The 22,867-nt window shown below is 63.0% G+C and carries 22 protein-coding genes; 4 read left to right on the forward strand and 18 right to left on the reverse strand.

All coding sequences use genetic code 11. The annotated features are described in order from the left end of the window. Window positions 1–31: 31 nt before the first annotated feature. The gene (locus tag DBZ32_RS04765; RefSeq protein ID WP_119165934.1) at window positions 32–484 is read left to right on the forward strand and encodes a GNAT family N-acetyltransferase; all 453 of its coding nucleotides are present in this window, start codon (window positions 32–34) and stop codon (window positions 482–484) included. Here DBZ32_RS04765 and DBZ32_RS04770 read toward each other — a convergent pair. The 6 genes from DBZ32_RS04770 to DBZ32_RS04795 form a co-directional block, all read right to left on the reverse strand. Continuing rightward, window positions 481–831, reverse strand: a complete 351-nt coding sequence (locus tag DBZ32_RS04770; RefSeq protein ID WP_119165935.1) for a c-type cytochrome — start codon at window positions 829–831, stop codon at window positions 481–483. The genes DBZ32_RS04765 and DBZ32_RS04770 overlap by 4 nt on opposite strands. A gap of 92 nt (window positions 832–923) precedes the next feature. Beyond that, the gene (locus DBZ32_RS04775) at window positions 924–2,174 is read right to left on the reverse strand and encodes a PQQ-dependent sugar dehydrogenase (protein ID WP_119165936.1); all 1,251 of its coding nucleotides are present in this window, start codon (window positions 2,172–2,174) and stop codon (window positions 924–926) included. Window positions 2,175–2,368: 194 nt separating this feature from the next. Continuing rightward, the gene (locus DBZ32_RS04780; RefSeq protein WP_119165937.1) at window positions 2,369–3,940 is read right to left on the reverse strand and encodes a GMC family oxidoreductase; all 1,572 of its coding nucleotides are present in this window, start codon (window positions 3,938–3,940) and stop codon (window positions 2,369–2,371) included. A gap of 26 nt (window positions 3,941–3,966) precedes the next feature. Then, complete coding sequence (locus DBZ32_RS04785) at window positions 3,967–4,515, reverse strand: Twin-arginine translocation pathway signal (protein ID WP_119165938.1); 549 nt, start codon at window positions 4,513–4,515, stop codon at window positions 3,967–3,969. A gap of 78 nt (window positions 4,516–4,593) precedes the next feature. Continuing rightward, window positions 4,594–4,989, reverse strand: coding sequence for a VOC family protein (locus DBZ32_RS04790; RefSeq protein ID WP_119165939.1), 396 nt, complete (start codon window positions 4,987–4,989; stop codon window positions 4,594–4,596). A gap of 168 nt (window positions 4,990–5,157) precedes the next feature. After that, window positions 5,158–5,481: a ribbon-helix-helix domain-containing protein gene (locus tag DBZ32_RS04795; protein WP_119165940.1), complete on the reverse strand. Its 324-nt coding sequence runs from the start codon at window positions 5,479–5,481 to the stop codon at window positions 5,158–5,160. A gap of 264 nt (window positions 5,482–5,745) precedes the next feature. Here DBZ32_RS04795 and DBZ32_RS04800 point away from each other — a divergent pair, with 264 nt between their 5' ends. Then, a complete protein-coding gene (locus tag DBZ32_RS04800) occupies window positions 5,746–6,813 on the forward strand; it encodes a glycosyltransferase WbsX family protein (protein WP_119165941.1) in 1,068 nt (355 codons plus the stop codon). Window positions 6,814–6,865: 52 nt separating this feature from the next. On the opposite strand, the gene DBZ32_RS04805 is transcribed toward DBZ32_RS04800, so the two are convergent. The 12 genes from DBZ32_RS04805 to DBZ32_RS04860 all read right to left on the reverse strand — a co-directional run bounded on the left by DBZ32_RS04805 (window position 6,866) and on the right by DBZ32_RS04860 (window position 19,954). Beyond that, a complete protein-coding gene (locus DBZ32_RS04805) occupies window positions 6,866–8,119 on the reverse strand; it encodes a polysaccharide pyruvyl transferase family protein (RefSeq protein ID WP_119165942.1) in 1,254 nt (417 codons plus the stop codon). Window positions 8,120–8,422: 303 nt separating this feature from the next. Further along, window positions 8,423–9,295 (reverse strand): N-formylglutamate amidohydrolase, encoded by an 873-nt coding sequence (locus tag DBZ32_RS04810; RefSeq protein WP_119165943.1) that lies wholly within the window; start codon window positions 9,293–9,295, stop codon window positions 8,423–8,425. Then, window positions 9,285–10,301: an ABC transporter ATP-binding protein gene (locus DBZ32_RS04815; protein WP_119165944.1), complete on the reverse strand. Its 1,017-nt coding sequence runs from the start codon at window positions 10,299–10,301 to the stop codon at window positions 9,285–9,287. Before DBZ32_RS04815 ends, DBZ32_RS04810 begins: the two co-directional genes overlap by 11 nt. Beyond that, window positions 10,298–11,296, reverse strand: coding sequence for an ABC transporter ATP-binding protein (locus DBZ32_RS04820; RefSeq protein WP_235830048.1), 999 nt, complete (start codon window positions 11,294–11,296; stop codon window positions 10,298–10,300). The genes DBZ32_RS04815 and DBZ32_RS04820 overlap by 4 nt, the downstream gene beginning before the upstream one ends. Further along, window positions 11,296–12,249: an ABC transporter permease gene (locus tag DBZ32_RS04825; protein WP_119165945.1), complete on the reverse strand. Its 954-nt coding sequence runs from the start codon at window positions 12,247–12,249 to the stop codon at window positions 11,296–11,298. The genes DBZ32_RS04820 and DBZ32_RS04825 overlap by 1 nt, the downstream gene beginning before the upstream one ends. Continuing rightward, on the reverse strand, window positions 12,246–13,223 hold the full coding sequence (locus DBZ32_RS04830; RefSeq protein WP_119165946.1) for an ABC transporter permease: 978 nt from the start codon (window positions 13,221–13,223) through the stop codon (window positions 12,246–12,248). The genes DBZ32_RS04825 and DBZ32_RS04830 overlap by 4 nt, the downstream gene beginning before the upstream one ends. A gap of 64 nt (window positions 13,224–13,287) precedes the next feature. Continuing rightward, window positions 13,288–14,877, reverse strand: coding sequence for an ABC transporter substrate-binding protein (locus DBZ32_RS04835; protein WP_119165947.1), 1,590 nt, complete (start codon window positions 14,875–14,877; stop codon window positions 13,288–13,290). A 125-nt stretch (window positions 14,878–15,002) separates the two neighbouring features. Beyond that, a complete protein-coding gene (locus tag DBZ32_RS04840) occupies window positions 15,003–15,734 on the reverse strand; it encodes an amino acid ABC transporter ATP-binding protein (RefSeq protein ID WP_119165948.1) in 732 nt (243 codons plus the stop codon). Continuing rightward, window positions 15,731–16,384 (reverse strand): amino acid ABC transporter permease, encoded by a 654-nt coding sequence (locus DBZ32_RS04845; RefSeq protein WP_119165949.1) that lies wholly within the window; start codon window positions 16,382–16,384, stop codon window positions 15,731–15,733. The genes DBZ32_RS04840 and DBZ32_RS04845 overlap by 4 nt, the downstream gene beginning before the upstream one ends. After that, entirely contained in the window at window positions 16,381–17,106 is a 726-nt protein-coding gene (locus tag DBZ32_RS04850; RefSeq protein WP_119165950.1) for an amino acid ABC transporter permease, read from the reverse strand. The genes DBZ32_RS04845 and DBZ32_RS04850 overlap by 4 nt, the downstream gene beginning before the upstream one ends. Window positions 17,107–17,195: 89 nt before the next feature. Next, entirely contained in the window at window positions 17,196–18,104 is a 909-nt protein-coding gene (locus DBZ32_RS04855) for an amino acid ABC transporter substrate-binding protein (protein ID WP_119165951.1), read from the reverse strand. A 281-nt stretch (window positions 18,105–18,385) separates the two neighbouring features. Beyond that, window positions 18,386–19,954, reverse strand: coding sequence for a M81 family metallopeptidase (locus tag DBZ32_RS04860; protein ID WP_119165952.1), 1,569 nt, complete (start codon window positions 19,952–19,954; stop codon window positions 18,386–18,388). 47 nt (window positions 19,955–20,001) lie between these two features. Here DBZ32_RS04860 and DBZ32_RS04865 point away from each other — a divergent pair, with 47 nt between their 5' ends. Further along, window positions 20,002–20,961: a M14 family metallopeptidase gene (locus DBZ32_RS04865; protein ID WP_119166359.1), complete on the forward strand. Its 960-nt coding sequence runs from the start codon at window positions 20,002–20,004 to the stop codon at window positions 20,959–20,961. 377 nt (window positions 20,962–21,338) lie between these two features. Beyond that, the gene (locus tag DBZ32_RS04870; protein ID WP_162906566.1) at window positions 21,339–22,850 is read left to right on the forward strand and encodes a lipopolysaccharide biosynthesis protein; all 1,512 of its coding nucleotides are present in this window, start codon (window positions 21,339–21,341) and stop codon (window positions 22,848–22,850) included. Window positions 22,851–22,867: the final 17 nt, after the last annotated feature.

The raw sequence follows: 22,867 nt of genomic DNA on the forward strand, positions 1-22,867 counted from the left end.
ATGGAGCGGGAACTTGCTAGAGCTCCGCGAAATGACGCCATCCGATCTCGAGGCGGTTTTCGAGGTCAGGCTTGCGACGAGGGAAAATCGGGTCACCTTGCAGGAACTCGCGGAGGACTACGGCATTACGCTTGAGGGCCTGGCGGAAGGCATGCGCTCCCACGTGCGCGGCTGGCTGGCGCAAGACGGTCCGAGAGTGGCCGGCTTCTCGATGGGAGACGCCTCGAACGGCGAGGTGCAGGTTGTCGCGATCCATCCCGACTACGAAGGCCGGGGCCTCGGCAGGACGCTGCTGGCAAGAGTCACGGACTGGCTGTTCTCGGAAGGGCATGCGGAGGTCTGGCTGTTCGCCAATCGGGATCCGACACTGCGCGCCTCCGGCTTCTATCGCAAGCTCGGCTGGCAACCCACGGGGACCGTGAAGGGGGACGAAGAGATTCTTCGGCTGATCCCATCCTTCAGATCAGAAAGCGATCCCACCTAGTCGGGCAGAGTGACGCTGAACTCGATGCTGGAGTACCAAGCGGCCAGGTCGGCAATGTCGTCATCGCTGAGTGACTGCGCGATCACCGCCATGATCTCGCTTCTGCGCTCTCCGGAGCGGAAGGCTCGAAGCTGAGCAATGAGATAGAGCTCGCTCTCGCCGGCGATGTGCGGAGCATTCGGCAGACGGGCCACGCCATCGATCCCGTGACAGGTCCGGCAGGTGGCGGCCTTCTCGCGCCCGGCGCCGGCATCGCCGGCCAGGCCCGGCGTGGCCGCAAGGCCGGCGGCCATCAGACACAAGGCGAAGCCGAGAAGTCGAGAGACATAAGAAAACGGGACAGGCATCGGGTCATCTTCATCCAAGACAGAGCATGAACGAAAACCCCGGCGCAGTTGGCGCCTGCGCCGGGATACGAAGTGAAACGCCGAAGCGAGCGCTACCGCTCGTAGGAGATGCGGTAGATGGCGCCGACGAGATCGTCGGAGACGAGGATCGAACCGTCCTGCAGCTGGGCGACGTCGACCGGGCGGCCGAGATACTCTCCCGTCTCCTCGTCGAGCCAGCCATCGGCGAAGACCTTGGTTTCGCCAACGGTCCCGTCGTCATTCACGGAGGTGAACATCACCCGCGCGCCGATCGGCTCGGTCCGGTTCCATGAGCCGTGCTGCGCCACGAAGACGCCTCCGCGGTACATCTGAGGAAATTGCCGGCCGGTATAGAAGGTCATACCGAGGTCGGCGGCATGAGCATCCATTTCAACGACCGGAAAGACCAGATCCGCTGGCGGCTCGCTGCCCTTGTACTCGTTTGTGCGGGTACTGCCGCCGCCGTACCAGGGGAAGCCGAAGTGCTGTCCCATCTCGGTCTGACGGTTCAACTCTCCCGGCGGAATCAGGTCGCCCATGCCGTCGACCTGGTTGTCGGTGAACCAGAGCTCTCCGTTGGCGGGATTGAAGTCCATACCGACGGAATTCCGCACGCCGTAGCTGAAGACCTCTCGGTTGGTGCCGTCGCGGTCCATACGGATGATCCCGCCGATGCCGGTTCGGTCGTAGAGATCCATCTTCTCCGCCGGCGAGACGTTGAAGGGCTGGCCCAGCGAGATGTAAAGCTTGTCGTCCGGGCCGATGCGGCAGACCCGCGCGGTGTGATTGAAGCTCTCTTCCTCAACCGGAATCAATTCGCCTTGCGGCACGATCGGCACCGCGACCACGTCTGGGCTCTCGTAGAAGAACTCGGCGGCCGGATACATCAGAACGCGGTTCTGTTCGGCGATGAAGAGGAAGCCATCCCGCGAAAAACAGGGTCCGTTGGGAATCATCAGGTCCAAGGAAGGCGCGAAGCGCTTCACCTCGTCGGCGACCCGGTCCTTGTTGCGGTCGGTCACGGCCCAGACGTCCGTCTTGCGCGTGCCGACGAAAGTGACCACGCCCTGCGGGCCGACGGCGATGTGGCGTGCGTCGGGAACGACGGCATAGAGATCGATCTTGAAGCCCGAGGGAAGATTGATCCGCTCGAGGATCCGGCGGATCGCTTCAGCGTTCTGCCCGCCTTGCTCGACCACTTCGAACTCGGTCACACCGGTCGTTCTGAACTGCCCCAGTCTTTCCAGATTAGATTGCGCCGAGGCCGGTGCGGTCGCGACAAATGCCAGGGTCACTATACTGCATAGAAGCAAACGTTTCATTTATGATCCTCCCTTTAGATCCGGAATTTTTCTTTTCGGTTTCTTATATCAATCGATCCTAGCGAGCAGAGCTTTCCCGGACAACGGGAAATAGCCGAAGCTCTCTTCTGACGGTCCCGCAGCGCCGCAGACCCTCACCGGAAAAAGGGCCTCCGGAGGGAGGCCCTTTTCGATAGGACGCCGGAGACCGTGGATCACAGTTCGCCTCTTTGCATCCGCCCAGCGATGTGGTCGGCCTGACGCAAGGCCAACGCCACAATGGTCAAGGTCGGGTTCTCGGCCCCACCGGTGGTGAACTGACTGCCGTCCGACACGAAGAGATTCGCGACGTCGTGGGTCTGTCCCCATTTGTCGACCACGCCGTCCCGCGGCCGCTCGCTCATGCGATTGGTTCCGAGATTGTGGGTGGAGGGATAGGGGGGTGTCGGGAAGGTTCGAACCGCCCCCACGGCCTCGTAGACCGCGCTGCCCTGCCGGTAGGCATGATCGCGCATCGCCAGGTCGTTCGGATGATCGTCGAAGTGGACGTTCGGCACCGGCAGCCCGTAGGTATCCGTCTCCGTCGGATGAAGGGTGACGGCGTTGCTCTCCTGCGGCATGTCCTCGCCAACCAGCCACATGCCCGCCATGCGGTCGTAGCCATCCAACGCCGATGTAAAGCTCCGGCCCCAGGCCCCCGGATCCAGGAAAGCCGCCATGAAGGGCAGACCCAGCGACAGAGTCTCCATCTCGTAACCACCGGCGAAACCGCGCGAAGGATCGTGACCGGACTCGTCCTGGATGATCCCGGCCATGGTCGTGCCGCGATACATGTTCACCGGCCGGTCGAAGACCGCGTAGACGCTGCCGGTCATATGCCGCATGTAGTTCTTGCCGACCTGTCCGGAGGAGTTCGCGAGGCCGTCAGGGAAAAGGGACGAGGCAGAGTTGAGCAACAGCCGCGGAGACTCGATGGAGTTCCCCGCGATACAGACGGCCCGCGCCTCTTGGAGATGCCGGTTGCCCTCCGCATCGGCGTAGACGACGCCGGTCGCCTTCCCCTGCGCGTCGTGCTCGATGCGCAGGACCTGTGCCCCGGCCCGGACCTCCAGCTTGCCGGTGGCCTCACCCTTCGGGATCTCCGCGTAAAGCGTCGACCACTTGGCGCCCGACTTGCAGCCCTGGAAGCAAAAGCCGATCTGCTGGCAGGCGGCACGGTCGTGGCGCGGCTGCGAATTGATCGCCATCCGGCCGGTACTGCACTGTTTGTACCCGAGCTTGTCCGCGCCGGCTTTCATGACCTTGAAGTTGTTGTTGCCGGGCAATCCCGGAATGTCGTGGGTCCGGGTCACGCCCATGCGGTCTTCGGCCCTGTCGTAGTAGGGTTCCAGATCCGCCAAGGTGATCGGCCAGTCGAGCAGATTGGCGCCGGGGATTTCGCCGTAGACGCTGCGATCCTTGAACTCGTGCTCCTGCAGACGCAGCGAGGCGCCCGCCCAGTGGACCGTCGAACCGCCGACCGCCTTGACGATCCAGGCCGGAAGATTCGGGAAGTCGCGCGCGACCCGCCAGTTGCCCGATGTCGTGCGCATGTCGAGCCAGGAGACTTGGCCGAACATACCCCATTCGTCGTTCGAGAAATCCTCGATCTCGTGCCGTCCGCCGGCCTCCAGCACGACGGTGTCGATCCCCTTCAAAGCCAGTTCCGTGGCGAGCGTTCCTCCGCCGGCTCCGGAGCCGACAACCACGACGACACCGTCGTCGTTCAAATCGTAAGGCGCAGACATCTGCCTTTCCTCCTGCAGCGCGAACGCTAGACCCAGTCGATGTCGTCGAAGCCGCGGTCGAGGTAGCCGCCCTGCTCGGCGGACGCGCCCTCGTACCCGAACTTCGGCCAGACCTCGGAATTGTTGTAGAGCCCGACCACCAGCCCCGAACGGAGCGTCTGAAACAGTGGATCCTGTTCGATCCGCCGCAGGAGCGCGACGCGCTCGGCCTCCCAGCCGACCTCGGCGTAGCGGCGGCCGTGGCTGGCTTCGGCCAAGCCGTCAAGGTCGGCCACACCCTCTTCGATCATCGCCTTGACCGAAGACTCCTCACCAGCCTGATCGTCGTACCCCGAAACCGCGGCGGCGTAGTAGAGATCGGCCAGACGGTCGTGCGGATAGATATCGCGCGCCATCTGGATCAGCGTTTGCATGGTCTCGGGCTTCAGATGGGTGACCGAGACGGCCCAGGCACCCGTCGGACTCGCGATCACGCCGGATGACACGGACAAGGCGACCAGTCCAGCCGTCGCCGCACCGCCCGCGGTCAGAAACCCCCGCCGCGAGAACTGCGTTCGTCTATCGACCACGCGCATTCTAGGATCCTCCCATCCTGGAGACCTCGCTTGACCGCCGCTGTGTTGCGGACGAGATCTCGCATTTTTATTGGCCGTCTATTTATAGCGGCCGTGTTTTTGTAGAACTTCGATCTTGTATCCATCCGGGTCTTGCAAGAAAAAGAACTTAGCCATCAAAGTTCCCTCCCGATGGAATTCCTTGATGTCGCCGGGCTCGAGGCCCAACGTCGCGATGCGGTCGTACTCGGCCTCCAGATCGTCCACCGCTACGGCCAGATGACCGTAGCCGTCGCCGTGGCTGTAGGGTTTGCTCTGAGCGTGATTGACGGTCAGCTCGACCTCGAAATCAGCTTCCGGATTGCGCAGGTAGACCAGGGTGAAACTCTCGAACGGAAACCTGTCGGCGATCTCGAGGCCGAAAGCCTTGCCGTAGAAATTCACCGAGCGGTCTTCGTCGAGAACGCGGATCATGGTGTGAATGACTTTCGCCACCTCAGTCCTCCCCAGCCGTCGATGCAGCCTTGCGACCAGCCGGTTTCCCTTGTTGTCGGACTGCACGAGGGGTCGCCCCAAACGCAAAATCGATCATCGCAAGCCTAGGCGAAGGACCGGGCAGTCGGGTGGTAACGGCTTACCACAGGGCAAATCCCCAGAAGGCCGCTACTCGGCAGCCGAGAGCGCGGCCAAGCCACTGGGGACGGCGAAGCGCAGCCCCGCGTCAGCCCCTGTCCGATCGAGGTAGATCAGGCAGCAGCACCGCAGCATCGAGGTAAAGTTGCGCGCCTCGCCATGGGTTTCGATCACCTCGTCATGCAGCACGCTGATGAACTTCGCGAGGCTCACGCCTTCACTCGCCGCGATCTCCTCGAGAATCCGCCAAAAGACCTGCTCGAGTTGAATGCTCGTGCAGTAGCCGCCAAGGCGGACGGACCGGCGTTCGGGTGCGTAGTTTGACTGGGGCTGTCCGGCAAAGATCCGGCACATGGCGATCTCCTCCCATAGCGGTCCCTTATCTGGACGACGTCAAGGCAACCATCGCCGCCGTCACGGGACTGTTATGGAAAGTCTACGCCGACTGGCCGAAAGGCATCAACGGCGCTGAGCCGCCGACGGCCCGATCGACCGCCTCAGGGGTTTTCCGCAACATTATCAGCCGCTACAATAAATTCTGGGCTGTTATCCGTGCCGCTCTCATCTTCAGCATAGAGTTTACTTCCGGTTCCGAATTTCACCCGGGCGAATAGATTTATGACGAATAATCGTGCACGAATAATTGCATTTCACCTTCCCCAATTCCATCCAATTACTGAGAACGACGAATGGTGGGGGAAAGGCTTTACGGAATGGACCAACGTCGCAAAAGCCAAATCCCTGTTTCCCGGGCACAAACAGCCGTATCTGCCGGGGGACCTGGGATTCTATGACCTAAGACTGTCGGAGACCCACCACGGTCAGGCGGAGCTGGCGCGCCGCTTCGGCGTGGAAGGCTTCTGCTACTGGCACTATTGGTTTGCGGGCCGCCGCCTTCTCGAGCGCCCTGTCGAAACGATGGTCTCGGCGAAAGTGGATATAAAGTTCGCTCTATCTTGGGCCAATCAAACCTGGAGCGGTATCTGGCACGGCGCCCCAAATCGCATTCTGATGGAGCAGACTTACCCGGGGATCGAAGATTATAAGGCTCATTTCAATGCCCTTCTCCCGTTTTTTCGAGACGAGCGTTACATTCGCGTCGGAGGAAAACCTCTTTTCTGCGTGTACCGCCCGAAGGACATTCCCGATACCGATGTTTTCGTCGAGACTTGGCAGGACCTCGCACGAAAGAATGGTCTGGACGGAATCTTTTTCGTCGCGCTGCGGTTTCTGCGAGAAAGCAGAACGTCAGAACTCGGCTACTACGATGCGGTAACCACCCTTCGTCCGACCTTCCGCGATCATTTGGCGCCGCAGTTTTTACGCCGCCTTCTGAACAACAGGAAATTCAAGCTCGCTCCCAATCTCCATAGCTACGACAAAGCGGTGAAGACCGCATTTCTCGGCGACTACGAGGACACATTTCCTTGCGTCGCGACGGGGTGGGACAACACTCCGCGCTCCGGCCGATCAGGGCATGTCTATTTTGGAAGCACACCGGAAAAATTCGGCCAGCATCTGCGAGATGCGATCCAAACCCTAAAAAACGAATCAGATGACCGCAAAATTGTATTTGTTCGCTCCTGGAACGAGTGGGCAGAGGGGAACATCGTCGAGCCCTGCGCAAGATACGGCGATGGATATCTTCAGCAGATCAAAAATGCCATCTCGCAACCGGTGCCGTGAAGGACTGTTTCAGGTGTGACATCTGTCGCAGCGCGAAGCCGCTGCCGAGATTTCAGGATCTCGACGAGCCCGCGGCCTTATCCGCCAGTGCGCCGTCCCAAATAGCCTCGAATTTCGAAACGTAGAGATCCTTCGTACGGCGTGCAACGCCGTTCAACGTCTCGGGATCGTGTCTCAATGCCCGGCAAGCGGCTTCTGAAAAATCGGAAAAAGAAATGCCCACCGGCATGCTGGGGAGGTCCCAGGCGTCTCTGAAACCGACGAGCTTTCCGACATCCGGAGAGAGACCGACTCTCGGTCTGGAAAAGGCAAAAGCCGTTATGTAGCCATGAAGACTGGTTCCAATGTAACAGCTCGATTTCTGTATCAAGCGGGCGATTCCGGAAACACTCTCCTCCCTGTAAACATGTAACCACTCATTCTCGCCTAACCTGTCGGAGATCCCATCAATCGTGAGATGGTCGTCGTGGAAGGGGGCGTACCCGATCCCGAATACGACAATATTTTGCTCGGTCACTTCGTGCAATTTTTCGATCTGATCGCAGATATCGTCTTCGAATCTCCTAAAAAACCGCCCCGCACATTGAAAACAGATAGACCCTTCGGGAAGGGAGAGTCGTGTTCCGTAAGGATCGGCGTTTGCCTCCTCCTCACCCAGCCCAAACAGAGTCTTACTGAGTGACGACTCATTCAGAAGAACCGCGCTATCAGGGACCAGTTCGACGGGCGCAACCCCAATTTCCGCGAGTGCATCTCTCGAGTTCGCGTCCCGCACGGAAACGTAATCGGCTGTGGAAAGCCCCGTTCGAACCGCGGACCTGAGTCTCTCGGGAAGAGGTGAAAAATTCGCACCGCCCACGGAGTTGTAGGCAATCGCGAAACCCTCATCGAACGGGAGAGCGTCCCTATCGAATATCCAGGGCATCGGATGCGGCGACCGATGATACCGGCGACAGAGAAAGTCCAGCATCTCATCGCGCAGATATCTTCGGACGCGGCGGAAAGCTTTCGACCCCCGGTCCGACAGCAGCATTTGGGTCATTGTCCACCAGCGTACGTCCAAAACGGCGCCGCCGGACACCCAGACTAAAGACTCGCCGGGCGCGGATTTAAACTGATCGATGAAACTAAAGTCCCGAACGAGAACACCGCCAGATCGCCCGAGATCAGTTTTCTTAAATCCTATAAAGTGAATTTGTATATCAGGAAATTTTTCTTTCAGTAAATATGCAGATATATGCGCAAACAGAATGTCACCATAATTGAAACGGTCGAACGCTCCGAGGACAAAAGCGTATACAAACACTTTTTCACCTCAATTTCATAATAAAACGAATAATTAATAATAGCAAATAACAGTAGAACAGTCAAAGGCCGAACTTTTACGAAGAATATGTCATTCCGTCTCCAGATCCGCAGATCATCTCTTCGGTCGCCCTCTTGGCTCAGGAAGCGCACGCCCCCTTTTTCACCGACGCCTGTCGTGTCAAACGACTCAGATTGAGACAGATCGAACCGAGGCTCGTCCGAGCAGGTCGAGGGGCAAGGAAAAGTCAAGTGCGGGCTGGAGCCAATGCAGTTGGCCCGGGCCAAGCTCAGCGCCGGCCGGTCACGCCCCTGCTACGACGCGACTTTCTTCGGCTGCGAAGACAGCCAGATCGGCGAGCAGGCCATCGAGGTCGGCTTGCAAGGTCGTGAAGTGGGCCGTCTTCTCGAAGCTGTCTTCGTTCATATAGAGCCGGCGATTGATCTCGAGTTGGAGACTGTGCCGGCCGGCTGCCGGATCGCTGTAGCGACGTACCAGTTCGACGCCTTTGTAGGGCTGGTTGCGCCGAACGTCGTAGCCCAGTCCCTTGAGATAAGCCTCAACCCTCGCCGTGAAGGCCTCGCAGCAGGCCGTGCCCTCGCGATCTCCCAGCACGAAATCGGCGCGCGGATCGCTGTTACCGTCGATCCGGGGATCGCCGTTCGCCGGCATCGAATGACAGTCGAGATGAAACAGACACCCGAAGGCCGCATGCAAACGTTCGACCTCGCGCTCCAGCGTCGCATGATAGGGCCTCCAGCAGCGCTCGATCCGCTGCCGCACCTCCTCAACGCCGAGCTTGCGCCGGTAGATCGGCGTCTTGCCTTGAAGCCGGCTCCAGATCAGCCCCACGCCGAGCCGCGTCTTCTCGCCCGGACGGATGGCCTGCGGCCAGCCGCCGGCAATCATGTCCGGATCGATGTCCTCCAACGACCGGTTTGGGTCGATGTAGCTGCGGGGAAAACGGGCGCGCAAAAGCGGTGCTCCCCGCGCCGGCGCAGTCGCGAAGAGCTCGTCGACATACATGTCCTCCGCCCGGCGCAGTTCGACCAACGAGCAGGCATAGTCGAAATCGTCAGGATAGAAGCTGCCGCTGTGGGGGCTGTCCAGGAGCAGCGGAACCGGCTCGCCCCGCGCCGGAAGCAGCTCGACCAGGTCGGCAGGGTCAGCCGGCATGCCCAACACCTCCGTCGTTCAGATGACAGGCCGACCGGCGGCCGGGCGTCACTTCCTTGAGTTGCGGCACCTCGACGCGACAGCGCGGTCCGGCGTGCGGGCAGCGCGGGTGGAAGTGGCAACCGGGCGGAGGGTCGAGCGGCGAGGGAATCTCCCCCTTCACCGGCGTGTAGGTCCGCCGCCGCAGGTCGATGCGCGGCACCTCGGCAAGCAGCGCCTGCGTATAGGGGTGGTTCGGTTCCGCGAAGAGCGTCTCGGTCTCGCCGATCTCGACCACGCGCCCCAGATACATGATCACAACCCGGTCGGCGATATGCTCGACCACACCCAGATCGTGGCTGATGAAGAGATAGGTCAGACCGAGGTCGCGGCGTAGCTCCATGAAGAGGTTCAGCACCTGCGCCTGGATCGAGACATCCAGCGCCGCTACCGCCTCGTCGCAGACGATGAAACTCGGCTCCACGGCCAGCGCCCGAGCGATCCCGAGACGTTGGCGCTGGCCGCCGGAGAACTGGTGCGGGTAGCGCCGCCGGTAGCTGGGGTCTAGCCCGACCCGCCGCATCGTTGCGGCCAGTCGGTCATCAGCCTCCGACCGGGTCCAAAGCCCATGGTAAAGCGGCGCCTCGCCGATAATCTCGGCGACCCGCATACGCGGGTTCAACGAGGCGAAGGGGTCCTGGAAGATCATTTGAACGGCCAAGGCAAAAGCCTTGGCTTGGCCGTGAGTCAGTCCGGCGACCGGCTCCCCCCGCCAGCGCACCTGGCCGTCGCTCGCGCTGTGGAGGCCCGCCACCACGCGGCCGAGCGTGGACTTGCCGCACCCGGACTCGCCGACCAGCCCGACCACCTCCCCTTCCTCGATAGAGAAACTGACCTGGTCGACGGCGTGAACCGTCTCCTCGCGCACCTGCGCACCGAGTCTTCGAGCCAGCTTGCCGGCGAAATCGAGGCGCTTGACGAAGCGCTTGGAGACGGACTCCAAGGCAAGGATCGGTGCTTCCGTCATACCGTCGCGCCATCGAGATGCGGATGATGGCAGCGGACGACACGGCCGTCCGGCAAGGTCGCGGGTTCGGGCAGGACCTCGCAGGCGGCGTCGGCGCGTGGGCAGCGCGGCGCGAAGGGGCAACCGGGCGGCAGGGACAGAAGCGATGGCGTCATGCCGGGAATCTGAGCGAGCGGCGCACCGCGCTGGTTCTGCGTCGGCACGGACCCGATCAGCCCGGCCGTGTAGGGATGCCGGGGGCGATCGAGCACGGCATCCACCTCCCCCTGTTCGACGAGCTTGCCGGCATACATCACGGCCACCCGGTCGGCGAGCCCGGCCACCACCGAAAGGTCATGGGTGATCCAGATCAGCGCGGTGCCCGTCTCCCGACAGAGGGTCTGCACCTCGTGCAGGATCTGGCCCTGGATGGTGACGTCCAGCGCCGTCGTCGGCTCGTCCGCGATGATCAACTCCGGCCCGTTCAGCAGCGCGATGGCGATGGCGACACGCTGGCGCATGCCGCCGGAGAACTGATGCGGATAGGCGCGCAAGCGCTCGTCCGGCGACGCGATGCCGACCCGGCCGAGGGCGTCCCGCGCGCGCTGGCGCGCGCTGTCCCGATCGACCCGCTCATGCGCCTGGATCGTCTCGATCATCTGCGTGTCGATGCGCAGGACCGGATTCAGGGTCATCATCGGGTCCTGAAAGATCATGGCGATGCGCGCGCCACGCAGACCGCGCAGGCTGTTTTCGTCGAGCGTCGTCAGGTCCCGTCCCTGAAACAGCACTCGACCGCCCACGACCCGCCCGGGCGGGTCGACCAGTCCCATGATCGAGAATCCGGTTACCGACTTGCCGGACCCCGACTCTCCGACCAGCCCCATGACCTCGCCGCGCCGAAGGCTGAAGCTGACATCGTCGACGGCCCGTGCGACGCCGGACTTCGTGAAGAAGTGGGTCTGCAGCCGCTCGACAGCGAGCAAGGGCATGTCGGTCGCCGTCGGTCCTGCCATCATCGCTCCAGCCTCGGGTTCAGCACGTCGCGCAGCTGGTCGCCGACCAGATTGATGCTGACGATGGTGATCAGAAGCGCAACGCCGGGGAAGACGCTGATCCAGTACTGCAGGCTCATCATGTATTGGAAACCGTTGGCGATCAGCAGCCCCAGCGAAGGCTCGGTAATCGGCAGGCCGAGGCCGAGGAAACTCAAGGTCGCTTCCAGCGCGATCGCCGAGGCCGTCTGCACCGTACCGACCACGATCAGAGGCGGCAGGCAATTGGGGAGCAGATGCCGGAAGAGAATACGCCTAGGCGGCAAGGCGAGACAGGCGGCGGCCTCGACATACTCCTTGCGGCGCTCCACCAGGGCGGTACCGCGCACAGTCCGGGCGTAGTAGGCCCACTGCACGACGACCAGGGCGAGAATGATCTTCTCGACGCCCTGCCCCAGCGCCGCCAACAGGATCAGTGCCACCAGAATCGCCGGAAAACTGAGCTGGATATCGACGACCCGCATGATGAAGCTGTCGACCCGTCCCCCGTAGTAAGCCGAGGCGAGACCGATGGAACTGCCGATCAGAAGCGCGATCAGTCCGCTGGCGACGCCGACGAAAAGCGAGGTGCGCAGACCGTAGAAAATGGCGCTCAGGACGTCGCGCCCCGCCCCGTCCGTGCCGAGCCAGTAGGTCACGCTGCCGTCGAAGCTGGTGCTGCCGGGTGGCAAGCGATTGTCCATCACGTCGACGACGGCCAGATCGTAAGGGTTCGTCGGGCTGATCCAGGGCGCGAAGAGTGCGATGAAGAGAACGCCGCAGAGGACCACGAAGGCGACGGCGGCGACCGGACTGGCGAAGAAGTCGCGACAGAAACGCCGGAAGGGCGTCTGCCGCGCCGCCTGCTCCTCCGCGCCGGTATCGAGGCCGCGCCGCAGAGTTTCCTCGGGTGTCGGCTCCGTCGCTGTCGTCATGCCTTCACATCCTGGAGCCGCACCCGCGGATCGAGCAGCGAGTAGAGCAGATCGACCACGAGATTGATCACGATGAAGAAGAGCACGGTGATCATCAGGTAGGCGACGATAACGGGCCGGTCGAGATTCTGAACGCTGTCGATCAGCAACTTGCCCATGCCCGGCCAGGCAAAGATCGTCTCGGTCACCACCGAGAAGGCGATCAGACCGCCGAACTCCAGTCCCAGCACGGTCACCACCGGGATCATGATGTTCTTCAGCACATGGACGAATATGATCCGGCGCCGGCCCAGCCCCTTGGCCCGCGCGAACTTCACGTAATCCTGCTGCGCCACCTCGCGGGTTCCGGCGCGGGACAGGCGAATGACGAGCGATATGTTGGTCAGCGCGAGGTTGAAGGCCGGCAGCAGCAGATGGGATAGACCGTCGAGGGTGAGAAAGCTGACGCTGACGCCGAGAACCTCGACCGTATCGCCCCGCCCGGTCGACGGCAGCCACCCCAGCAGAACGGCGAAGATCATGATCAGCATCAGCCCGACCCAGAAGGTCGGAAGGGAGAAACCGAGGATCGACCCCGCCATGATGGTCCGGCTGACCCGGCTTTCCGGATTGAGACCGGCATAGACGCCGAGCGGCAACCCAATCACCACCGACAGCACGAGAGAAACAAAGGCCAGTTCGAGAGTTGCCGGCATGCGCTGGAGAATCAGCTTGAGGGCCGGTTCGCCGAAGATGAAGGACTTGCCGAGGTCGGCCTCCAGCGCGTTGGTCAGGAAATGCCAGTATTGCTCGTGAATCGGCCGATCGAGACCCAGCGCGCGGATCGTCGCCTCGATGTCGGCCTGGGTCATCTCCGGGTTGACCAGCATGTCGACGGGATCGCCGACGACATTGACGCCGAAGAACACCAGCAGCGACATCACGAAGACGACCAGCAGGCTTTGCAGCAGCCGGCGGATTATGAAGACTGACAAGACGGCCTCACGGACGGCGAGAGCCCGCCCGGCCTGTCAGGCCGGGCGGGCGGAAAGCCAAGGCTCACTCGACCGATGAGACTTCGGTGAAGATCGTGTACTCGTCGGTCCGGGCGTTGTAGCTGATCCCCTCGCGACCGGCCCAGGTGTTGACCTGGTAGTGCAGCGGAATGATCGCGCCGTCCTCGATGGCCACTTCGGTCGCTTCGGCCAGGAGATCCTGCCGCTTGGCGTCGTCGATGGTCGCCAGAGCTTCCTCGATCAAGGCATCCACTTCCGGATTGGAGTAGCGGCCGCGATTGGACGCGCCGAAGCCGCGGTCCGCATCGTAGGTGTGAATCAGCGACTTCAGCGGCGAGGACGCTTCGCCGGTTCCGGCCCCCCAGCCCACCAGCATGAAGGAGAACTCCGGGGTGCCGTCCGGACCGCCGCGCGATGCGCGCTTGAAGTAGACCGAGCGCGGCATCGTCTCGACCGTCGTCTTGATACCGATGCGGGTCAGCATTTGCGCGATCGCCTCCGCGATCTTGGCGTCGTTGATGTAACGGTCGTTCGGACCGTGAATCGTCATCTCGAAGCCATCGGGAACGCCGGCTTCCGCAAGCAGGGCCTTGGCGCCTTCGGGATCGTAGGGCATCGGCTGCAGGTTCGGGCTCACGCCGAAGAAGCCTTCGGGCAGAAGCTGACCGGCCTCGATCGCAACACCCTCCATCACCCGCTCGACGATGGCCTGCCGGTTGATGGCCATCGAGATAGCCTTGCGGACCCGGACATCGCGAAGCGGATTGACGATATCGCCGCCGCCATTGGCCCGGACGAAGGGCGACTCGTCGCGGAAGTGATCGAGATGCAGATAGATCACGCGGTTGGAGATCCCCTGCGAGAGGGTGATGTTCTCATTGCCTTCCAGAGTCTCGATATCGGTGGTCGGCACGCCCTCGATGAAGTCGACGTCACCGGCCAGCAGTGCCGCTAGGCGCGCAGGCGCGGACTTGATCGGCTTGATCGTGATGCTGCTCCACTCGGGCTGTTCGCCCCAGAAGTCCTCGTTGCGCTCGAGAACGATCCGGTCGCCCGGCACCCACTCGACGAACCTGTAGGCGCCGGTGCCGATGGCTGCGGCGCCGGAATTGTAGTCCTCGGTGCCCGCACCTTCGCCGTGCGCCTTCGAGACGATGGAGAAGGTGGAGATGTCGTTGGGCATCAGCGGCGTCGGGACCTCGGTCTTGATATGGACCGTATGGTCGTCGATCTTCTCGGCCGTCTTACCTTTGATGTAGATGCCGAAGCTCGAAGGACTGTTCGGGACATTCGCCGCCCGCTCCAGGGTGAAGACAACGTCATCGGCCGTGAAGGGCGAGCCGTCGTGCCAGGTCACACCCTCGCGCAGCTTGAATTCCCAGGTCAGATCATCGATCGCCATCCAGGAGGTCGCCAGGCCCGGAATCAAGGCCTGATTGGCGTCCATCAAGATCAGCGGGTTGAAGATATGACGGGCCAGCGAGTTGTTGGGCGTCAAGTTGTGGTAATGCGGATCGATCGACGTCGGCTCGGACGCCAGGCCGACGGTCAGCTCCTCGGCGCCGGCCGCGGCCGAAAAACCGAACGTTGCCGCGGCAAGCACGGCGGTCGCCGCAAGTCTGCGGATAAACATCCCCTAATACTCCCGTTCGTGATGCACTCCAGTGGGGCGGCCTTTGCGACCGCTCCCCGATCGTTGGCGGCCAGTCTGATCAGTCTGGACGGACTTGTGGAGTCCAATCTGCCGCAATACGCGCTTCAGATGTGATGCAAGATCTTGGACAAGAACTGCTGCGCCCGATCACTGCGCGGCGTTCCGAAGAAGGCATCTTTCGCCGCATCCTCGACGATCTCACCGTTATCCATGAAGACGACACGGTCGGCGACCTTGCGGGCGAAGCCCATTTCATGGGTGACGACCATCATGGTCATGCCCTCCTGGGCCAGTTCCACCATGACTTCCAGCACCTCGTTGATCATCTCCGGATCCAACGCGGAGGTGGGTTCGTCGAACAGCATCGCGATGGGATCCATGGCCAGGGCGCGGGCGATGGCGACGCGCTGCTGCTGACCGCCCGAGAGTTGCCCGGGATGCTTGTGCGCATGTTCGGACAGATCGACCCGCGCCAGCAAAGCGGCCGCCTTCTCCTCCGCCTCGCCCCGGCTGCGACCGAGCACCTTTTCCCGCGCCAGACAGATGTTGGCCGTTACCGTCATGTGGGGATAGAGCTCGAAGTTCTGAAACACCATCCCGATCCGCGCCCTGAGCTTCGGCAGGTTGGTTTCCGGACTGGCGACCTGCACTCCGTCGACGGATATCTCTCCGTTCTGGAAGGGCTCGAGCCCGTTGACGCACTTGATGAGGGTGGACTTGCCGGATCCCGAAGGGCCGCAAACGACCACCACTTCGCCCTTGGCGACGAAGGTGCTGCAGGACCGCAGAACCTGGACGTCGCCGTACCACTTGTCGATGTTCCGGATCTCGATCATTTCGTGAACTTCCCCTGGAGCCGCCGGACGTAGAGCGACCCGCTGAAACAGATGACGAAGTAGACGGCCGCCGCAAAGAGGTACATCTCGATCAGCCGACCTTCGTTGCGGGCGACGATGGTGGTCGCCGTCATGAAGTCGCGCAGCGCGACGACGAAGACGAGACTGGTGTCCTGGAAAAGGACAATGCCCTGGGTGAGCAGCACCGGCGTCATGTTGCGAAAGGCCTGGGGCAACACGATGAAGCGCATGGTCTGGCCGTAGGTCAGCCCGGTCGCGTAGCCCGCCGCGACCTGACCACGCGAGACGGACTGGATCCCCGCGCGGATGATCTCGCTGTAATAGGCCGCCTCGAAGAGCGTGAAGGCGATCAGGGCCGAGTAGAAGCCGCCGACGGGCCGGCCGATCGCCAGAGGCACCAGGAAAAAGAACCAGAAGATCACCAGGATCAGCGGCATCGAGCGGAAAAAATTGACGTAACCCGCCGAAATCAGCGACAGCAGGCGAAAACTGGACAGGCGCATCAGCGCCAGAACCACGGCCAGTACGATCCCACCCGCGGCCGCCAGCAGCGTGAGCAGGAAGGAGAGCGCGAGCCCTTCCGCGAGAAAAGGCAGGGAGTCGGCGATAACGCTGAGGTCGAAGGTCACCGGTCAGTCCCCCCGGCGATAAAGCCCGGTATCCGGGCTCGGCGTTCGACCAGAGACATGCCCGCGGTCACCAAGAGGGTGATGACGACATACATCACGGTCGCCGCCGTAAAGGCCTCGAAGCCCTGGAAGGTGTACTCGGTGATCTGTCGGCTCTGGGCGGTGAGTTCGAGCACGCCGATCGTCAGCGCCAGAGAGGAGTTCTTGAAGATCGTCAGGAACTCGGACGTCAGTGGCGGCACGATCAGCCGGTAGGCGACGGGCAGAAGGACATAGCGGTAGAGCTGCGCGCTGGTCAGACCGCTGGCATAGCCGGCCATGGACTGGCCGCGCGAAATCGACTCGATCCCGGAGCGGACCTGCTCCGCCACCCGTGAGGCCGTATAAACACCGAGCCCGACCACCGCCGTCGTGTATTCGGGCAAAGGCAGGTCGCGTTTGACCCAGCGTCCCCAGTCGTCCGGCAACAGCTCGGGAACGACGAAGTACCAGATGAAAAGCTGCACCAGCAGCGGAATGTTGCGAAAAAGCTCGACGTAGGCCGTGGCGATGCCCCGTACCCAGCGATTCGGCAAGGTGCGCGCCACCCCGACGACAGAACCGAGAGTGAAGGCGATAACCCAGGCCGCGCTGGCAACCGCAAGCGTCCAGCCGACACCGGAGATCAGCCAGCCGAGATAGGGATCCTGCAGAAGGATGCCCCAGTTCCAATTGTACTGCATCGGCGCCTTTCGTCGGACCGAACCGAAGGGGCGCCCGACGCACGATGCGCCGGGCGCCGTCTTATGCGGGCAGACTTACTCGACCAGACCTACTCGGGCAGAGCGTTGAGACTCCAGGCCGCTTCAAGCAGCTCGGTCGGCGGTTCGGAGACATCGTCGCTGGTCGGGAAGGGCTCGAACCACTGCGCATAGATTTCGCGGATTTCACCGGAGCGGAACAGATCGGCCAGTACCCGCGTGCCGAGCAACTGAAACGCGCTGTCGTCGCGTCGAACCATGATGGCGTAGGGATCATAGGACAGGAAGTCGCCGACCACCTCGTAGTTCTCCGGATCGCGGGATCGCGTGATCAGGCCCAAGAGCAGGATGTGGTCGGTGGAATAGGCGTCGACACGGTCGGTCTCGAGCGAGAGGAAGCCTTCCGCATGGTCCTTCACGTTCAGGACGTCCACATCGAGTCCGCCTGCTTCGATCGCCGCCTTGATCACGCGCTCGTTGGTCGTGCCCTGTGCCAGGGCGATGCGTTTGCCGCTCAGGTCGTCGAGCGTCTCGACACCGGATCCCGTCTTCACCAAGAGCTTGGTCCCCGTGATGAAGGTGACCGGGAGGTAAGCCACCTGCTCCTGCCGGCTCAGCTTGTTGGTCGTGGAACCGCATTCGATGTCGATGGTTCCATTGGCCAGCAGCGGGATCCGGGTTTGCGGCGTGACCGGCACGAAGCGGACACCGAGATCGGGTTTGCCCAGCGCCTCCTTGACCGCGTCTGCGATCCGCAAGCACAGATCGATGGAGTAGCCCTGCGGCTCGCCGTCATTGCCGATCCAGGAGAAGGGAATCGAGGTTTCTCGATGGCCGATGACCATCTCCCCGGCGTCATCGATCTTGGCAAGTGTGCCGTAAAGGTCCTGCGCCGGAACCGAAGCCGGTGCCAGTCCGAACGCTGCGGCGGCAAAAGCGCCGAGCAGGCCGCGTCGGATCCAGTGGGTTCGTCGAGTCATGGTCGGAAGCCTCTCCTTTGCCGTGTAATCGAGCCCGATTGCGCCAGGACGGCGCCGCCGAAAGTCCCAGACGGTCTAACGCCGGACCAGGGAGGCCCCCGCACCGCCGGACTCATGAGAGAGAGTGCAGTCCGCCGTTACGGCGAGCCTGCAGAGCTAACCGATCAACCTCGACAGCCAACTGGCTCGAGTCTTGATCATCCCCCGGATTAACCCCGTCGTACCGCACTCCCGAGGGGCGGCCTTTGCGACCGTCCCCGTTTTTCTTCACATCAGTTTGCTCAGAGTCGGCGGACTTGTGGAGTCCAAATCGTATCCCTGTCCAATGGGTAGCTGGGCCGCGGCAGATGCCGCCAGGAAAAGCGCTCCAACACGGGCGCGGTCAGGCCCGGCGTATCGACTTCGTAGACCTGCGCCGGAGAAAACCAGGGTGCGAAGCCCGCCCGGAAGTGCCCACGCGACTTCACCGCGACGACGCGTGCCTGCCCCGGGTCGCGCCCGAACATCTCGAAAAACACCGGATCGGCGGTCTGTTGTCGGTCGGAGATCACCACCACCTCGACGCCGGCGATCCGCAGCAACGCGCACTTGCCGAGCTCCAGCCGGCGGCCCGCGAAGAGCCCGAGCCGACCCACCACCGCCCCTTCGCGCAGCGCCACCACCTCGGCTGGGAAGGTCAGGGTCTTGGCGAACTCGCTCTCGCCATGCCGGTTAAAGACAGCCTGGAATCGGGCCCCAAAGCCTTGCCTGCGCGCCTCCTCCGCCAGCTCGGGGTCGAAGACGGATCCGTAGAGTACCCGCTCCACGCCAGCCTCGACCAGGGCCTGGAGCAGCCAAAGGGTATTGCCGCCGCCGCCGCCGCCAGGATTGTCGCCGGCATCCGAAAAGAGGACCGCCGGCTGCTCTGCGGGCTGTGCGGTCGCCTCCCGGGCCAGATCGACGGCCTGAGCGACCGACGTCAGACGCCGGCGAAACCGACCGCGGTTGCGCCAGGCCTGGCTCGCCAATTCCAATGCCAGCGTTTCCGCCGCCACCGGATCTTCCTGCGCCGTAACCAGCACGGAAAGCCCGGTCTTCGAGGAGTCGGAAAAGGCAAATCCACCGAGGACCGTGACATTCAGAATGGCGCCGCCGAACTCGTTCTGCCGCCGCTGACCGGTGGCGATCAGTTCGGCGTAGGGACCCTCGGCCGTAAGCAGCGTCACGCTCGGCGGCGTCAGCGGCAAGCGCACGAAGGCCTTGGCCGGCTTACGCCCGCTCGCCAGCAGGCGGCGGAGGGTAAAGGCGGCCTCCTGGCCGCGCGGCACCATGTCCAAATGCGGATTGGTCAAGTAGCCGATCAGCAGGTCCGCCGAAGCCACCATCCGCTCCGAGAGATTGCTGTGGAGATCCAGCGTCGCCACGATGATGGCCTGGGGTCCGACAAGAGCGCGAACCCGTGCCAGAAGGGCGCCGTCTGGATCGAGGTCCTCCGTCGCCACCATGGCCCCATGCAGAGCGAGATAGACGCCGTCGAGCGGACCCGCCGCCTGCAGATCGGCCTCGATCTGTCGAATACAGCGCTCCAGAAAACCCTGCTCCACCGGTCCCGACGGCTGACAACCGGTCAGCAGACTGGGCAGCGGGACCCAAGGGCCGGTCGCATCCATGGCCTGAACGAAGGCAGACATCTCGCGCGGTATGATCGAGGTCTCGGCGCGAGCCTCCGCCAGGAGCGCAGACCCTTGAAAGTAGTAGCGATCTCGGAAGTCGCCTTCGCGAGCCGGCGGCGCAAAAGCATTGCTTTCCAACAGAACGCCCGCCAAGGCTATGCGGGGCGCGGCGGTCAGAGGGGCAGAAACGGCAATCATGGCGCGCTATGCTGTTCCTTCTCAGAGTCGAAGCGAGTCACCGGATCATGCCTCAGACCATCGAAAATCCCTATCCCATCGAGCTGGCGCCGCCGGACATCGGACGGTGGCGGGACAGCAATACGAACCTTGACTGGATCTGGCGGTTCCGCGCCGACAGACCCGGTCCACACCTCCTGGTTTCCGCCGTGGTCCATGGCAACGAGCTTTGCGGCGCCATCGCGCTCGACCGCCTGCTCGCGGCCGGCCTGCGACCGAAGCGAGGCACCTTGACTCTCGCCTTCATGAACGTCGAGGCCTACCTGAGCTTCGATGCCGAAGATCCCTTCGCGAGCCGCTGGGTGGAAGAGGACTTCAACCGGCTCTGGGACCCGGAAACGCTGGAGGGACCGCGCGACAGTGCCGATCTGCGCCGGGCGCGCGCCGTCCGGCCGGTGGTCGACGCGGCCGATCACCTGCTCGATATTCACTCCATGCAACAGCCCTCGGCGCCGGTGGCTCTGGCCGGCATGGCGGAGAAGAACGTAGCGCTCGCGCAAGGTCTTGGCGTGCCGCAGGTGATCGTGCGAGACCGCGGCCATGCCGCCGGCCGACGCTTGCGGGATTACGGCCGTTTCGACGATCCGGCCTCGCCGACGAGTTCTCTCCTGATCGAGTGCGGTCAGCACTGGGAAGCCGCCGCGGCCGATCTGGCACTCGACTGCACCCTTCGGTTTCTCCGCCACTTCGACGCCGTCGAGGCCGAAGCGATCGCTGCACTTGCCCCCCTAGAAGCGGCAGCCGAACAAAAGGTTCTGGAAATCAGCGGTCCTGTCACGATCCGCAGCGACGACTTTCGCTTCGTCGAAGACTTCACGGGCCTGGAGACGATCTCAAAGGCAGGCACGGTGATCGCCTACGACGGCGAGGAGCCGGTGACCACGCCCTATGACGATTGCGTTCTGCTCATGCCGACCCGGCGGCTCTGGAAGGGCCAGACCGCAGTGCGTCTTGGGCGCTACAGTTAGCCGCTTTCCGGCTTGGTCGCGGGGTGTCCGCGCCGACGGTTCATAACGCCCTCCGGCGACGCTCGGTCATTCGGAACAAATGCGTGACCCAGGTCGCATCGCGGTGCGCGCCTTGCGGGAAGATGCTAACGTCTACGAATGACTGCGGCCATAATCAGTATGCAAGCTGAGGTTTTCTGGACGTCAAGCAGTCGTCAACGGAACCGCGACCTCTAACCATCTCAAAGAGCCCTCGAAGGCTCTGGAACCTAGTTCAGGCGACGATGTGCTTCGCGGTGATGCGATCGGGGAGGTCGCGCTACCGGCGACGTTTCTAGCGGATCCAAGTCGAATGCATGGTCGACTCCATGCCTGCCGTTGGAGATGGAACGCCCCCGGTGACGATCATCTCGCGAGACCCCTTACCGAGTCCCCACGGCGAAGGCGACGCCAAACGGCTCAAGACGAAAGCCGTGCGCGGATCGCTGTGGACAGCGCTCGAAAGCTGGGGCCGACACCTGATCGCAGCGGCGGTCTTCATCGTACTCGGCCGGCTTCTGGGGCCGCAGGACTTCGGGCTTGTCGCGCTCGCCCTCTTGGTTGTCGGACTGGGAGAGTTGATCGTATCCGACGCCTTCGCCGAGGCGCTGGTCCAACGTAAAGATCTGCACGACCGCCACTGCGACGCGGCCTTCTGGTTCCTGGTCACGCTCGCGGCGCTGCTCACGCTGCTGCTGGTCTTGATGGCGGGACCGATCGCCCGGCTCTTGGGCGACCCGCGCGCCGAACCGCTCATGCAGGCGCTCAGCCCCGTCGTGCTCTTGAGCGCGCTGGCGACCGTGCCTGTCGCCATCCTCCGCCGCAAGCTCCGCATCCGGCCGCTCGCCTTGCGGACCTTTGCCGGCCTGTCGGCGGGCGGAACGGTCGGCATCGCCATGGCGGTGGAAGGCTATGGCGCCTGGAGCCTTGTCGGTCAGCTTCTGACCCAGAAGGTCGTTGAACTGGCTTTGGTCTGGCCGGCGGCCCGCTGGCGGCCCCGTGCGGCGTTCGAGCCGCGCAGCTTCGGGGAGCTGCGTGGCTACGGCCTGCCGATGATCGGTCTGCGCCTCACGCTCTATGCCAGCAACAACCTCTCGCGCCTGCTGGCGGGTGTGCTGCTGGGCGCGGCATCGCTTGGACTGCTCCAGATCGCGCTGCGTCTCACCTCTATCTTCAAATCCGCTCTGCTGGAGCCGATCGCCCGGGTCGCATTGCCGACCACGGCGCGGGCGCAGGGCGATCCGGTTCTCGTCGAGCAGGTCTTTCGCACGGCGTCGCGCCTGACGTCGCTGCTGGCCTTGCCCAGTTTCGTCGGCTTGGCTCTGGTCGCACCGAAGCTGATCCCGATAGTGCTGGGCGCACAATGGACCGAGGCCGTCCCGGCGGCTCAGGTCCTCGCGCTCAGCGGCATCCCCGCCGCCCTCACCCGGGTCAACAACAGCGTGCTGCGCGGGCTGGGTCATGCGCGTTGGCATCTCTATCTGGCCCTGGCCAGTCTTGGCTTGCTCGCCTGTGCAATGGCCGCCCTGGCACCGCTCGGCATCGTCTTCATCGCCCTCGCCGTCCTGGCGACGAGCGTCGCGATGTGGCCGATCAAGCTCTACGTCTTCCACAGGGTGACGGGGCTACCCGTCGCCGGCCAGTTGCGGGACTTGCTGCCGATCGCGGCATCGACCGCCGCAATGGCCGGAGCCGTCTTTTTGTGGCAGTCGGCAGACACGGGAGAGTTCTCCGAAGGTTTCGCCTTGCTGATCGAGATCGCTCTCGGCGCTGCGACCTTCGCGGTGACGATGCTCGCAATCGGCCGAACCGCACTTCGCGACTGCCTGCAAGCGCTGTCCGCAGCCCGTGGCTCCACACGTACAGCATAGCCGGAGATAAAGCCTTG

The organism is Algihabitans albus (assembly GCF_003572205.1).
In the GTDB taxonomy this organism is placed as follows: domain Bacteria; phylum Pseudomonadota; class Alphaproteobacteria; order Kiloniellales; family DSM-21159; genus Algihabitans; species Algihabitans albus.

Excerpts from the sequence above, each read along its gene's own strand:
- DBZ32_RS04765 (WP_119165934.1), top strand. The coding sequence starts at position 32 with ATGACGCCATCCGATCTCGAGGCGGTTTTCGAGGTCAGGCTTGCGACG.
- DBZ32_RS04770 (WP_119165935.1), bottom strand. The coding sequence starts at position 831 with ATGCCTGTCCCGTTTTCTTATGTCTCTCGACTTCTCGGCTTCGCCTTG.
- DBZ32_RS04775 (WP_119165936.1), bottom strand. The coding sequence starts at position 2,174 with ATGAAACGTTTGCTTCTATGCAGTATAGTGACCCTGGCATTTGTCGCG.
- DBZ32_RS04780 (WP_119165937.1), bottom strand. The coding sequence starts at position 3,940 with ATGTCTGCGCCTTACGATTTGAACGACGACGGTGTCGTCGTGGTTGTC.
- DBZ32_RS04785 (WP_119165938.1), bottom strand. The coding sequence starts at position 4,515 with ATGCGCGTGGTCGATAGACGAACGCAGTTCTCGCGGCGGGGGTTTCTG.
- DBZ32_RS04795 (WP_119165940.1), bottom strand. The coding sequence starts at position 5,481 with ATGTGCCGGATCTTTGCCGGACAGCCCCAGTCAAACTACGCACCCGAA.
- DBZ32_RS04800 (WP_119165941.1), top strand. The coding sequence starts at position 5,746 with ATGACGAATAATCGTGCACGAATAATTGCATTTCACCTTCCCCAATTC.
- DBZ32_RS04810 (WP_119165943.1), bottom strand. The coding sequence starts at position 9,295 with ATGCCGGCTGACCCTGCCGACCTGGTCGAGCTGCTTCCGGCGCGGGGC.
- DBZ32_RS04815 (WP_119165944.1), bottom strand. The coding sequence starts at position 10,301 with ATGACGGAAGCACCGATCCTTGCCTTGGAGTCCGTCTCCAAGCGCTTC.
- DBZ32_RS04820 (WP_235830048.1), bottom strand. The coding sequence starts at position 11,296 with ATGGCAGGACCGACGGCGACCGACATGCCCTTGCTCGCTGTCGAGCGG.
- DBZ32_RS04825 (WP_119165945.1), bottom strand. The coding sequence starts at position 12,249 with ATGACGACAGCGACGGAGCCGACACCCGAGGAAACTCTGCGGCGCGGC.
- DBZ32_RS04835 (WP_119165947.1), bottom strand. The coding sequence starts at position 14,877 with ATGTTTATCCGCAGACTTGCGGCGACCGCCGTGCTTGCCGCGGCAACG.
- DBZ32_RS04840 (WP_119165948.1), bottom strand. The coding sequence starts at position 15,734 with ATGATCGAGATCCGGAACATCGACAAGTGGTACGGCGACGTCCAGGTT.
- DBZ32_RS04850 (WP_119165950.1), bottom strand. The coding sequence starts at position 17,106 with ATGCAGTACAATTGGAACTGGGGCATCCTTCTGCAGGATCCCTATCTC.
- DBZ32_RS04855 (WP_119165951.1), bottom strand. The coding sequence starts at position 18,104 with ATGACTCGACGAACCCACTGGATCCGACGCGGCCTGCTCGGCGCTTTT.
- DBZ32_RS04860 (WP_119165952.1), bottom strand. The coding sequence starts at position 19,954 with ATGATTGCCGTTTCTGCCCCTCTGACCGCCGCGCCCCGCATAGCCTTG.
- DBZ32_RS04865 (WP_119166359.1), top strand. The coding sequence starts at position 20,002 with ATGCCTCAGACCATCGAAAATCCCTATCCCATCGAGCTGGCGCCGCCG.